The 12,535-nt window shown below is 74.4% G+C and carries 8 protein-coding genes; 2 read left to right on the top strand and 6 right to left on the bottom strand.

Annotation, left to right across the window (positions count from 1 at the left end):
- Positions 1-8 precede the first annotated feature (8 nt).
- The 6 genes from ACFCY1_RS12245 to ACFCY1_RS12220 all read right to left on the bottom strand — a co-directional run bounded on the left by ACFCY1_RS12245 (position 9) and on the right by ACFCY1_RS12220 (position 9,651).
- A complete protein-coding gene (locus ACFCY1_RS12245) occupies positions 9-1,673 on the bottom strand; it encodes a thiamine pyrophosphate-binding protein (protein WP_375874432.1) in 1,665 nt (554 codons plus the stop codon).
- Complete coding sequence (dpgC, locus tag ACFCY1_RS12240) at positions 1,673-2,893, bottom strand: (3,5-dihydroxyphenyl)acetyl-CoA 1,2-dioxygenase DpgC (protein WP_117490415.1); 1,221 nt, start codon at positions 2,891-2,893, stop codon at positions 1,673-1,675. Before dpgC ends, ACFCY1_RS12245 begins: the two co-directional genes overlap by 1 nt.
- A gap of 85 nt (positions 2,894-2,978) precedes the next feature.
- Complete coding sequence (gene dpgB, locus ACFCY1_RS12235; protein WP_049658312.1) at positions 2,979-3,689, bottom strand: enoyl-CoA-hydratase DpgB; 711 nt, start codon at positions 3,687-3,689, stop codon at positions 2,979-2,981.
- A gap of 47 nt (positions 3,690-3,736) precedes the next feature.
- The gene (gene dpgA / locus ACFCY1_RS12230) at positions 3,737-4,867 is read right to left on the bottom strand and encodes a 3,5-dihydroxyphenylacetyl-CoA synthase DpgA (protein ID WP_375874431.1); all 1,131 of its coding nucleotides are present in this window, start codon (positions 4,865-4,867) and stop codon (positions 3,737-3,739) included.
- Between the two features lie 173 nt (positions 4,868-5,040).
- A complete protein-coding gene (locus ACFCY1_RS12225; RefSeq protein WP_375874430.1) occupies positions 5,041-7,788 on the bottom strand; it encodes an AAA family ATPase in 2,748 nt (915 codons plus the stop codon).
- Positions 7,789-7,941: 153 nt separating this feature from the next.
- Positions 7,942-9,651 (bottom strand): 2-isopropylmalate synthase, encoded by a 1,710-nt coding sequence (locus tag ACFCY1_RS12220; protein WP_375874446.1) that lies wholly within the window; start codon positions 9,649-9,651, stop codon positions 7,942-7,944.
- Between the two features lie 613 nt (positions 9,652-10,264).
- On the opposite strand from ACFCY1_RS12220, the gene ACFCY1_RS12215 reads away from it, so the two are divergent.
- Positions 10,265-11,359 carry a sensor histidine kinase gene (locus tag ACFCY1_RS12215; RefSeq protein ID WP_181970733.1) on the top strand — a complete coding sequence of 365 codons (1,095 nt, stop codon included), beginning with the start codon at positions 10,265-10,267 and terminating at the stop codon, positions 11,357-11,359.
- Positions 11,331-12,032, top strand: a complete 702-nt coding sequence (locus tag ACFCY1_RS12210; RefSeq protein WP_049659142.1) for a response regulator transcription factor — start codon at positions 11,331-11,333, stop codon at positions 12,030-12,032. The genes ACFCY1_RS12215 and ACFCY1_RS12210 overlap by 29 nt, the downstream gene beginning before the upstream one ends.
- Positions 12,033-12,535: the final 503 nt, after the last annotated feature.

Below are 12,535 nucleotides of genomic sequence, written 5' to 3'. Positions count from 1 at the left end.
CCCCCGGTTCAACGAGGCGGGGTGTGCCCGGTGATGGGCACGTCGACCAGGAGCGGCGCGGTCGCGGACGCCGACTTGGCGACGATCTCGGTGAGTTCGGCGGGGTGGGAGGCCCGGACGGCCTCGATGCCGAAGAACTCGGCGGCGGCCCGGAAGTCCAGCCGGTGGCGGCCGCTGTCCGGGCCGAAGGCCAGGTCCAGGCCGAGGTAGCGCCCGCCCCGGGTGGAGCGGCTGTCCCAGGTGTCCAGGGTCTCCTTGAGGGTGCGGTACTCGCCGTTGTTCATCACCACGAAGGTCACCGGCACGCGGTAGTGGCCGGCCGCCCACAGGCCCTGGAGGCCGAACATCGCGCAGCCGTCGCCGAGCACGGCGACCACCGGGCGGCTGTCGTCGCCCATCCGGCGGCCGACGGCGGCGCCGATGCCGTGGCCGAGGCCGCCACCGACGGTGTGCAGGTACGAGCCCGGGCGGTCCTGGCGGAGCACCTGGCGCAGCCGCAGGCCGGTGGTGATGGCCTCCTCGACCACCACGGCGTCCTCGGGCAGTCCGGCGGCCACGGCGTGGGCGGCGGCCAGCGGGTCGAGCGGGCCCGGTCCGCACGCGGCGAGCGCGGCGCGGTCGGTGGCGGCCCACCCGGCCGCCGCCCGCCGGCCGGCGGCGGTGGTCCGCTCGGCGGCCCGCGGGACGCGTCCGGCGAGCTGCTCCGCGAGGGCGGCCAGGGAGGGCCGCAGCGCGCCGTGCAGGCCCAGTCGGACGCCGAAGTTGCGGCCCAGTTCGGCGGCGTCGGCGTCCAGTTGGAGGACGGTGGTGGTCTCCGGGATCGGCGAGCCGGGGGTGTAGTGGTGGGCCATGAAGGCGTGGGTGCCGACGATCAGGACGGTGTCGTGGGCCGCCAGGGTCTCCCGGATCGCGGCGTGGGTGGCGCCCAGCATGCCGCCGTACAGCGGGTGCGAGGTGGGGAAGTCCAGGTTGTCGTTCATCGGCTGGTGGTACGTCACCGCGCCGAGCGCCTCGGCGAGCGCGGTCAGTTCGGCCACCGCACCGTCGCGGCCGACGGCGTCCCCGGCCACCAGGGCGGGGCGCTCGGCGGCGGCCAGCAGCCCGGCGGCGGCGGCGAGTTCGGTGGCCGGGCCCTGCGGGGCGAGGGTGGAGCGGCCGGGCACCTCGACGTCGACGTCCTCGGTGAGCAGGTCCATCGGGATGGACAGGAACACCGGCCCGGCGGGGGCGCGCCGGGCGGCGGCGAAGGCCCGGGTGAGCATCAGCGGCAGGTCGTGGGCGTGCTGGACGTCGAAGGTCTGCTTGACCGCCGCGGAGGCCAGGCCGATCAGGTCGCCCGAGAGCATCGGGTCGCAGGCCAGGTGGCGGCGGTCCTGCTGGCCCGCGGTGACCACCATCGGGGTGCGCGAGCGGCTGGCGTTGAGCAGCCCGACCAGGCCGTTGGCGAGGCCGGCCGCGATGTGCAGGCTGACGAAGGCGGTGCGGCCGGTGGCCCGGGCGTAGCCGTCCGCCATGGCGACCACCGAGCCCTCGTGGGCACCGAGCACGTAGTCGATGTCCCCGGCCGCGCTGAGCGCGTCGGTGAAGGGCAGTTCGCTGGTGCCGGGGTTGCCGAAGACGGTGGTGACGCCTTCGGCCCGGAGGATCTCCAGCATCGCCTCGACCGGGCGCATCAGGCGTCCTTCGCCGGGCGGCGGGTCCAGGACGCGCCGACCTTGGCGATCACGTCCAGCCCGTACAGCCGCAGGGCCTGCTGGAGGGCGAACTCGGCGAGGTAGTGGCGGAAGGTCTCGACGGGCTCCTCGGCGTGGTGGAGCATGTGCCGGTTGGCGACCACCGCGGGGCTCGCCAGCCGGGCGGCGGCGGCCTCCACGGCCGCGTCCATCGCCCTGGGCTCGACCACCTCGTCGAACAGCGCGGCGGCGTCGGGCTCGCGGGCCCGGATCTTGCGCCCGCCGAGGATGACCTGGCGGGAGACCCGGCCGCCGGCGAGCCGGGTGAGGCGCAGGTTGCCGAGGCCGGGGACGATGCCCTCCTGGGCGGCGGGCAGGCTGAAGTAGCTGTCGGCGGCGGCGATCACGTGGTCGAAGACCATCAGCAGCTGCGCCCCGCCGCCGATCGCGAAGGTGTCCACGGCGGCCACCCAGGGCTTCTCCAGCGTGCGCTGCGGCCAGGCGCGGTCGTCGTCGACCAGCAGGCCGCGGTAGATCTTGCTGATGTAGCCGATCTCGCGGCGCATCAGGAAGTCCGCGTACGAGATGGTGCCCTCGTGCAGCTCGGTGAGGTTGATCCCGGCGCTGAACACCCGGCGGCCGAGGTAGCGCCGGTGGGTCATCTCGCCGCCGCGCAGGACGCCGACCTCGGTGGCCGGGTCGAGCAGGACGAGGTCCACCGCGGTCTCCATGTCCTCGACATGGGCGTTGGTCTCGGCGTTCAGGCAGTGGTCGTTGTGGACGGTCACGTGGGCGGTGCCGTCGCGGCGCTCGATCCGGACCACGCCGAGGTCGGCGCTGCCGGTGCGGCTGAACTCCGGGAGCAGGGCCAGCGCCCGCTCGGTGGGGCGCAGCATCGCGTCGATCAGGTGCCGGCCGCACTCGGGGTGGGCGAGGACGGCCTGGAGGAAGATGCCCTGGTCGATCTCCAGGCCCTCCTTGTCGGCCTGCCGCAGCCCGTGCTCGGCGGCCAGCTGCGCCTCGCCGGGCACCAGGCCGGGGTGGCGTTCCCCGGCCCGGCGCAGCAGCTCGTCCAGTCGCAGGTGGACGGTGCGCTCCTCGGTGAGCGCACCGTAGACCTCTGCGACGTGCTCCCGCAGGAAGCGCTGCCGGGACAGCCTGGCCTCCGGGGCGGTGTCCACGCTGCGCGCGGTGTCCAGGGTGAAGACTGGGACGGTCATGACAGCTGTTTCCCTCGGTGGGTCGGGTACGGGTCGGGTCGGGCGCCGGCCGGCCCGGGCGCGGGACGGTCGGGCGCCGGACGGGTCAGGCCCGGTCGGCGGACTGGTTGCGGAGCGTCCGGTCGCAGGCCGCCAGGTGGGCGCCGAGCGACTCCTCGAAGCTGGTGGTGGTGGCGTCCAGCAGCAGCCGGCGACGGATCGCCAGCTCGCCGCCGACCAGCCCGCCGAGCAGCGCGCCGGCGCTCTCGACGGCGGCGGCGACGCCCGCGCGGTCCTCGACGACCCGGTCGAACAGGCCCAGCTCGGCGCCCTCCGCCGCGGTGACCTCGGTGCCGAACAGCACCAGGCGGCGGGCGCGGGCGACGCCCAGCTGCTGGACCAGGCGGTGGACGGCCATGCCGGGCCACAGCCGGCCGGCGGTGACCGCCGGGCTCAGCCGGGTGTCCGCCGTGGCGATCCGGTGGTCGGCGGCCAGCAGCAGGTCCAGCGCCGGGCCCGCGCACTCGCCGGCCGCGACGGCGAGGACGCCGGCCGGGACGCGCTCCAGGCGGCGCAGCGCGCGCTCCCACTTGTTGACCAGGTGGATGCCGACCTCGCCGGGCCAGGCCTGCTCGCGGACGCCGGCCGTCCCCTCGACGTGCAGCACGGCGAAGGTCGCCCGGTCGGCGTCCTCCAGCTCGTCGCAGACCTCGACGACCTGGCCGATCAGCTGCTCGGTCAGCGGCGCGGAGCAGTCGATCAGGACGTGGCGCCCGGCCGACCCGGTGCGTTCGGGAAGCAGTTCGCTGACGGACATGGGAATTCCTCTTTCGGAAGGTGCGGGCTGTGTCTGGTGCATTCCGGTCAGTACCGGACGAGGGCCGTCTCGATGGTCGATCCGGGGCCCATCGTCATGAAGACCCCGAGGTCGCCGGGCCGGACCTGACCCTCGGCCATCAGCCGCTCGTAGGAGAACAGGAACGAGCCGCTGGAGAGGTTCCCGTAGTCCCGCAGCACCCCGGTGGTGTGCCGGACGTCGTGCCGGGTCAGTCCGAGGTTGATCTGGACCGAGTCGATGACCTTCTTGCCGCCGGAGTGGACGATCCAGTGGGCGATGTCGCTGCGCCGAAGGCCGGTGTCCTCCAGCAGCCTGTCGACGACGAGTTCGGCGTGCGCGCCGACCACGTACGGCACGTCGCGGTCCAGGAAGAAGCTGAACTTGCCCTGGTCGTCGTCCCAGTCGTAGCGCATCGCGTCGACGGCCTCGGGGATGATGCGGCTGGAGAACTTGAGGACGGTCGGGCCCTCGGCCCGCACGCCGCTCTCCGAGCGGTCCAGCAGGCCGTCCGGGTCGGCCATCAGGATCACCGCCGCGGCGCCGTCGCCGAACAGGCTGTTGACCACCGCGGTGCGCATGGTGCCGTCGAAGACGTAGGCCGCCGAGCAGGTCTCGACGCAGACCATCAGGGCCGGCCGCCCGGGGTTGGCGGCGGCCCAACCGGCCACCGCGGTCAGGCCGTTGAGCCCGGCGTTGCAGCCCATGCCGACCACGTCGAGCCGGCTGGTCCGAACGTCGAGGCCCAGTTCCTTGATCAGGTGGGCGGAGAGTCCGGGGGTGAGCAGTCCGGTGGTGGTGACGCAGCAGATGTAGCCGATCTCGGAGAGGTCGAGGCCGGTGCGGGCCACGCACTCGCGCACCGCCCGCGCGCCCGTCTCCACGCCCGACGCCCGGTGCTTGCGGAGCAGTTCGCCCTGGGTCTCCATCCGGCGCCCGCCGTCCGGCCCCTCCGGCGGGAGAATGAGGAAACGGCGGTCGATCGCGCTGTTCATGAAAAGCGACCGAATGCGCTGGTCGGTTATCCCGAATATGTCGAGGATATCGCTCTGCGCATAGGAGTCCGGCGGGTTCGCGGTGGCGATGCCGATGATCCGGGGCAATGCCCCGTCCTGTTCCGCGAGCGGTGGCACGTCCTTCTCTGACAAGGTCAGCGCCATGTCGCCCCCCTTTCTGGAAAATTCCGGCCATGGACGACTGACAGACGCATTCCAGCAGGGGCGGACCCGCTCGAACACCCCGGTCCGCCCCTTAGGGCCCCCTGTCCCGGCGGGGCCCCCTGCCCGGCCCCGCCGGGGCTCGACCAGGGGCCCGCCGGGGGCCCGGCCGGGGCTCAGCCGGCCCGGGTCAGCGCGCCCATCGCCGTGGGCAGGTCGACCCGGGAGCTGACCCGCAGCTTCCGGTAGGCCCGGGTCAGGTGCTGCTCCACGGTGCTGACCGTCACGTACAGCCGCTTGGCGATCTCCCGGTTGGTGTAGCCGTGCGCGGCCAGCTCGGCGACCCGGCACTCGGCGTCGCTGAGCACCGCGTCGGACACCGCCGGGGCGCTCTCCCGGGCCGACTGGTCGCCGCCGCTGCTCCAGCCGAACTCCACGCCCAGCAGCCGGGTGAGCGGCTGGGCCTGGCACTCCTCGGCCAGCATCCAGGCGCGGCGGGCGGTGAGCCTGGCCCGGCGCAGCTCGCCCAGGTCGTGGTAGGTCCTGGCCAGGTCGGCGAGCGCCCGGGCCAGCTCGTACCGGTCGCCGGCCTCCTGGAGCACGTCCGCGGCCTTGCGCAGCAGGGCCGGGCGCTGGCGCAGGTCGCCGGTGGCGGCGAGCTGGCGCATCGCCACGCCCCGCGCCCGCGGCGCGCACTGGTCGACCATCGCGAGCTGCTCCTCCAGCAGGCGCCGGGCCCCGTCGCGGTCGCCCAGCTGGAGCATCGCCTCGGCGGCCTCGCCGCGCCAGGCGACCAGGCCGGGCACGTCCAGCCCCCACTGGCGCATCAGCTCGCCGCAGGCGAGGAAGTCGCCGAGCGCGGCGTTCAGGTGGCCGGTGGCCAGCTGGTACCGGCCGCGGGCCTGGAGGTAGTGGAGGCCGTAGCGGCTCTGCAGCATCGCCTCCGGGACGGGCAGGTTGAGCTGGTCGGCGGCCTCGTCGTGGCGGCCCATCGCGGTCAGCGCGGTCAGCAGGCTGGCCAGCGCGCCGCCGACCGCCACCCCCCAGCTGCCGGCCGGGATGATCTCCAGCGCCTGCCGGGCGTACCGCTCGGCGCCGGGCAGGTCGCCCTGCCGGACGGCGATCTCGGCCCGGATGGTCGCCAACCGGGCCTGGCGCCCCGGGGACTGGCGGGCGGCCGCCTCCGCGATCAGGCCGTCGCACCAGGGCGCGGCCCGGTCGGCCCGGTCGCCGTAGGTCAGCGCGAGCAGCGCCGACTCGACGGTGTCCATGCCCGTCTCGTCCAGCCGGGAGGTGCGCAGGATCCGCTCGGCCTCGGCGACCGCCTGCTCGGACGGGCCGTGGCTGAGCACCGAGTCCAGCGCGGTGGCCGCCTCCAGCCGCCAGCTGACCGCGGTGGACGGCGCCGGGCGCGGGTCCGGCTCCTCCTCGGCGGACGGCACGTGCGCCAGCAGCGGCGCGTACCAGCAGCGCAGCCACGGCCGGGTGGTCCGCAGCTCGGCCGCGGTCTCCGGGTCGTGCGGGCCGCTCTCCAGGCCGAGCCGGGACAGCACGTCCCTGGCCTCCTCGAAACGGCCGTGCCACAGCAGGGCCTTGGCGAGCACCAGGCCGTCGCTGGGGCGCAGGTGGCCGCGGTGCAGGGCGGTGGTGAGCTCGGTGAGGTGCGGGGTCGGGGCGCCCGGGTTGATCCGCCACTCGGCGCGGACCAGGGCCGTCCTGATCCGGGCCAGCCGGGGCCCGTCCGCGCAGACCCGGCAGGCCAGCCGCAGGTACTCGACGGCCTGGCCGACCCGGCCCTCGGCCAGCGCCAGCGTGGCGGCCTCCTCCAGTACGGGGACGGTCCAGGCCTCCTCGACCCGACCGGAGGCGAGCAGGTGCTCGGCCGTCGCGGCCGCGGCGCCCCCGCCCGCGTGCAGCAGTCCGGCGGCCCTGCCGTGCAGTTCGGCCCTGCGCTCGGAGCCGGTGTCGAGCAGCACGGCGGCCCGGGCGGCCGGGTGGCGGAAGCCGTCGGGGGCCAGCAGGCCGCAGTCCGCCAGCTCGCGCAGGCCGCGCGCCGCCTCCGCGCCGTCCACGCCGAGCAGCCGGCCGACCCCGTCCGGGGCGCCGAGCACGGCGAGCGCCTGGACGAGCGGGAGCAGCCCGGGGGCGCTCCGGTGCAGCAGGTCGCGCACCGCCTGCCCGTAGCCGTCGGCGACGGCCAGCCCGCCGTCGGCGGTGCCGGCCCGCACCGCCGCGAGCTGCCCGTCGAGCAGGGCGGTGAGCAGCAGCGGGTTGCCGCCGCTGATCCGGTGGCAGTCGGCGGCGAGCCGGTCGGCGGCCTCCCGGCCCAGGCGCTCGGCGACCAGCCGCTCCACACCGTCGGGGGTGAGCAGGGGCAGGACCAGGCTGTGGCAGCCGGGGCGGCGCAGCAGCTCCTGGTGGAACTCGGCGGTGCGGTGGGCGGCCCGGCCGGTCCGGCCGAGGACGGCCATGATCCGGGAGCGGCCGAGCCGGCGGGTCAGGTGGGAGAGGCAGGCCAGCGAGTCCGGGTCGGCGTGCTGGACGTCGTCCACCACCAGGGCGAGCGGCTGCCGTTCGGCCAGGTCGAGCAGCAGGGCGCTCAGTTCCCGGGCGGCCGACTCCCGCCGGTCCGGGCCGGCCGCGAGCAGTTCGCGGACGGCGGCCCGCTGCTCGGCCGGCACCGGGGCGCCGCGCAGCAGCTGGCCCAGCACGCCGAGCGGCAGGCCGGTCTCGGCGGCCGACCCCACCGCCGTCAGCGGCAGGACGCCCGCCCCGGCCGCCTGCTCGACGAACTCGTCCAGCAGGGCGCTCGTTCCGGTGGCCGCCGGGCCGCTCACCACGGCGATCCGTCCCCTGCCCCCGACCGCCTCGGTCAGCAGACCGGCCAGGAAGGCCAGGTGCTCATCGCGTTCGACCAGCATCATTGCTCAGACTTTCTCTCGTGCGTACGTGCGGGTGTGGGTGGGGGAACCGGCTGCGTGGGACTCAGCGGTGCTCGGGTGGTGCTCGGTGCTGCTCCGGGGCTCCCGGCGGTGCCCCGTCGGTGGGTCTGTGGTGGGCCCAGCTGGTGTTCGGGCTCAGCGGCGCTCGGCGGGGAGCGGGGCGGCGCCCTGGGCCCGGGCCCGCTCCGGTGCGGGCGGGTCCGGTTCGGCCGGGCCCTGGCCGGCCCGGGCGGCGGCGGCCCGGATCGCGGAGAAGGCGGCGGCGTGCAGGCCGGGGCCCCGGCCGAAGCCCCAGGCCGGCCCGTCCGGGAAGGCGCAGCGGGCGTAGACGGCGGCCTCCCGCCCCGGGTCCGCGGACTTGCCCTCGGGGCCGGTGTGCCGGACGTCCCGGACCTCGACGCCCCAGGGCGCCAGGGTCGCGCCGAGGCTGCGCACCTCCTCCGCGCGGACCGTGCCGTCCGCGCTGGCGGGGCCGGCCCCGTCGACGAACAGCTCGGTGGGGACCGGCGCGTGGCGTACGGCCAGCGGCTTGGTCTCGTCCGCGGTGGACCGGTACTCCCGCTCGAAGAGCCGGCCGATCCGGTCCGGCGCGACCTCGGCGCCGGTGGCCTCGGCGACCGCCTGCACGGTGCGGGCGAACTCGATCTGCAGCCCGCGCGGCAGGTCCAGGCCGTGCCGGGCGCTCATGACGTGGGCGACGCCGCCCTTGCCGGACTGGCTGTTCACCCGGACCACCGCCTCGTAGCCGAGGCCGAGGTCCTGCGGGTCGATCGGCAGGTACGGCATCCGCCAGGCGCGGTCGCGCGGGCTCTCGCCGGCGGCGGCGGCCTCGGCCTCCAGGGCGGCGAAGCCCTTCCTGATGGCGTCCTGGTGCGTCCCGGAGAAGGCGGTGTGGACCAGTTCGCCGCCGTAGGGGTGGCGGGGGGAGACCGGCAGTCCGGAGCAGTGCTCGACGGTGCGGCGCACCCGGTCGATGTCGGAGAAGTCGATGCCCGGGTCGACGCCCTGGGTCAGCAGGTTGAGGCCGAGGGTGACCAGGCAGACGTTGCCGGCCCGCTCCCCGCCGCCGAACAGGCAGCCCTCGACCCGCTTCGCCCCGGCCAGCAGGGCCAGTTCGGTGGCGGCCACCCCGGTGCCCCGGTCGTTGTGCGGGTGGATCGACAGGCAGCGGTACTCGGGGCGGGAGAGGGTGCGGTCCAGCCACTCGATCTGGTCGGCGAACACGTGCGGCATCGAACGCTCGACCGTGGCCGGGAAGTTCAGCACGATCTCGCGGCCCGGGCCGGGCTCCCAGAGGTCCATCACCGCCTCGCAGACCTCGACGGCGAACTCCGGCTCGGTCTCGTTGAACAGCTCCGGGGAGTACTGGTAGCCGACCTCGCAGTCGCCCAGCAGCCGCTCGGTGTGCCGCATCATCGACCGGGTGCCGCGCAGGGCGAGGTCGACGCACTCCGGCCGGCCGATCCCGAGGACGAGGTCGCGGAAGAGCGGCGCGGTCGCGTTGTACACGTGGACGGTGGCGGCGCGGGCGCCGCGCAGGCTCTCCACGGTCCGTTCGATCAGCTCGTCGCGGGCCGGCACCAGCACCGAGACGCGGACGTCCTCGGGTATCCGGTCCTGCTCGATCAGCATCCTGACGAAGTCGTACTCGTCCTGGCTGGCGACCGGGAAGCCGACCTCGATCTCCCGGTAGCCCATCGCCACCAGGAGGTCGAACATGGCGAGCTTGCGGGCCGGCGTCATCGGGCGGGCCAGCGCCTGGTTCCCGTCCCGCAGGTCCGTGGAGAGCCAGCGCGGCGCCGCCGTGGGGGTCCGGTCCGGCCAGGTGCGGTCGGGCAGGGTCATCGGGACGAACGCCTGGTAGCGCCGGGGCAGCCGGTCAGCCTTCACGGTCTGGTTCCTCACAACTGTTTCTTGTTGCGAACATGCGGGAAGTACTGGTCTTGTTGCGGACATGCACGGAGTGATGCTCTTGTTGCGGACATGCAGGAAGTACCGGTCGATTGCGGACGTCCTGTGAACGTCACGCTAGAGAGCCGCCGTAGTCCCGGACAACGGTCTCGCCAGCGCTGTCGGCCCATCCGCGCCGGAGGGATGAGCGGGGGGTATCGAAGGGAGTAGTGGACACTCCACCCCCGGGCCACTCCGCTCCGGCCCCGGTACCACCGGCGGTCCCTCCGCCCGCGCCCGGCCGGGTGGCGGCCGACGCGACGGGACGACTTCCGGCCACCTCCGCCGTCCACTTCTTCACGGCGCGGCCGACCCCCCCTTTGTCACCGGTCCCGGCATTCCGGCCGCGCCTTTGAACTAGTTGAAGATTCGAACACGCTCGACCGGCGAGGGGGCCTCCCGGAGGCCATCTTCACGCCCTCGAATTCGCACGGCGTTCTGGTATCTTGACCCCGCTTGGCCAAGGCGACACGGGGGCCGGCACGTGACCGGTTTGGAGAAGGCAGCCTTGACGACTCGCCAACAGGTGGCGGACCTGATCGAACAACGCACGCCCGAGATAGTCGAGGCCTACGAGGCCTCGCTCCGGGCGGCCGGCAACGCCATCGCGCAGAGCCCGGCCTCGCTGGACCAGGCCCTGGCCACCGCCCGTCAGATCGTCGCCGACGTGGTCACCAGCCTGCGCGTGGGGCAGGTCGAGGTCGACCAGACGTGCAAGCTGCTGGCCTGGGACGTCGGCGCGACACGCGCGGCGGACGGGGTCCACCCCCGGGAATCCGTCCAGGCCTCCTCGGCCTTCTTCCACGCGGCGCTGTCGACGATATTCAGCCACCTTCCGCCCGGATCGAGACAAGTCGACACCCTCACCCTGATCACCCTCGCACTGGAGCGCGGTGTCGCCCTGCGGATCCGCGAGTCGGTGGCCGCGTACACCGGGTTACTCGTCGACAAGATCCACGAGGCGCAGCTCGACGAGCGGCGCCGGATCGCCCGCGAGCTCCACGACCGGATCGGGCACGGCATGAGCGTGACCCACCGCCAGCTGGAGCTCTACACCCTCTACCTGGACAAGCAGCCGGACCGGGCGAGCGTCAAGCTGGCCACCGCCCAGCAGGCCATCCAGGAGTCGATGCACCACCTGCGCGCGGTCACCTCCGACCTGCACACCCGCCAGCCGTTGAAGAGCCTGGAGAAGGCCCTGCTCAACGACCTGGAGTCGCTGGGCCCCGACGGCGTGGCCGCCCGGCTCCGGGTGAACGGGGACGAGGCCTGGGCTCCGCCGGAGGTGCTCGACGAGGTGTTCCTGATCCTCCGCGAGGGCGTCCGCAACTCCCTGCGCCACGCCCGGGCCACGGTGCTGCTGGTGAACGTCGAGATCACCCCCAACGAACTCCGCGCCACCGTCGAGGACGACGGCTGCGGGCTGCCGCAGGAGCGGCCGGCCGACGCCGGCGTCGGCCTGTCCTCGATGCGCGAGCGGGCCGAACTGCTCGGCGGCCGACTGCTGGTCAACAGCCGTCCGGACAACGGCACCAGGGTGGATCTCTCGGTACCTCTCAAAGGACGGCTCCTCGATGAACCCGCGCGACGCCGTAGCTGCTGACCCCGCGTCCGCCACCACCCGCGTCGCCCTGGTCGACGACCACGCGCTGGTCCGCGAGGGGGTGCGCGAGATCCTGGAGTCGCAGGACGACATGGTGGTGGTGAGCGAGGCCGCCAACAGCGGCGACGCCATCGCCCAGGTCGCCCGGCACCGGCCGGACGTCGTCCTGCTGGACGTCGAACTCCCCGACGGCGAGCCCACCGACACCGTCACCAGGATGCGGGCGCTCTCGCCGTCCTCGCAGATCATCATGCTGTCCATGTACGACGGCCCCCAGTTGCTCCGACGGCTCATCAACGCCGGCATCCGGGGCTACCTGCTGAAGAGCGTGTGCGGCGACGAGCTGCTCGCGGCGGTCCGCAGCGTCCACCGCGGCTCGGACCGGATGGTCCTGGCCGTCTCCCGGGACAGCCTGGCCCGGATGCAGGGCATCACCGAGAACGTGCTGTCCGCCCGGGAGCTGGAGATCCTGGAGCTGGTCGCGCAGGCGCTGAGCAACGGCCAGATCTCCACCCGGCTGACGATCACCGAAGCCACCGTCAAACGCCATCTGCGCAACGTCTTCGCCAAGCTCGGCGCGGTCTCCCGGATCGACGCCGTGAACAAGGCGATCGCCGCCTCCCTGATCGCGCCCCCGCACGACCAGTCCTGCCACCGCCACCGGGCGGGCTGAGACCTCCTCCGCACGCTCCTTCCCGACTCCCCCGCGCGGCCGGCCGGCACCCCGCCCGGCGCGCCGCCCCGCGCAACCGGTCGGCCCGGGCGCACCGGTCGGCCCGGTCGGCCCGGTCGGCCCGGTCGGCCCGGTTCCAAGCCTCGCCGCGGCCGGCCGGGGCCTCAACCCCTGCCGACCACCTACCGCCCCTGCACCCCGACGGCCGGACCCGCGCTCCACCCCACCGGTGCTCCCGCCCTTCTCCGCCGAGGCGCCGGTCCGTACCGGCATGCGGAGGCCCGGGAATCGGGGGGGGAATTCAGGGCCGGAGCGGATTCGACGGCCATGAGGAACTTCTCCCCGCATCCACCGCCGGCGGTGGCCACCACCCGCCCGTGCGACGGCAGGTGACGACGCCTCAAGGTCAAGGACAGTCCTTTGGGAGCCAAAGCCGGCACCAAGGTACGGAACTTCCGCCCGCCCGGCAATGTCGACGGCCACCACACCGCCGGGCGGGCGGA

The organism is Kitasatospora sp. NPDC056273 (assembly GCF_042268845.1).
Classification (GTDB): Bacteria; Actinomycetota; Actinomycetes; order Streptomycetales; family Streptomycetaceae; genus Kitasatospora.
The sequence above is the reverse complement of the archived record's forward strand: the minus strand, read 5'-3'. Positions and strand labels throughout refer to the sequence as shown.

What these genes read in the sequence shown, in the direction of transcription:
- ACFCY1_RS12245 (WP_375874432.1), bottom strand. Translation starts at nt 1,673, where the DNA reads ATGCGCCCGGTCGAGGCGATGCTGGAGATCCTCCGGGCCGAAGGCGTC.
- dpgC (WP_117490415.1), bottom strand. Translation starts at nt 2,893, where the DNA reads ATGACCGTCCCAGTCTTCACCCTGGACACCGCGCGCAGCGTGGACACC.
- dpgB (WP_049658312.1), bottom strand. Translation starts at nt 3,689, where the DNA reads ATGTCCGTCAGCGAACTGCTTCCCGAACGCACCGGGTCGGCCGGGCGC.
- dpgA (WP_375874431.1), bottom strand. Translation starts at nt 4,867, where the DNA reads ATGGCGCTGACCTTGTCAGAGAAGGACGTGCCACCGCTCGCGGAACAG.
- ACFCY1_RS12225 (WP_375874430.1), bottom strand. Translation starts at nt 7,788, where the DNA reads ATGATGCTGGTCGAACGCGATGAGCACCTGGCCTTCCTGGCCGGTCTG.
- ACFCY1_RS12220 (WP_375874446.1), bottom strand. Translation starts at nt 9,651, where the DNA reads ATGACCCTGCCCGACCGCACCTGGCCGGACCGGACCCCCACGGCGGCG.
- ACFCY1_RS12210 (WP_049659142.1), top strand. Translation starts at nt 11,331, where the DNA reads ATGAACCCGCGCGACGCCGTAGCTGCTGACCCCGCGTCCGCCACCACC.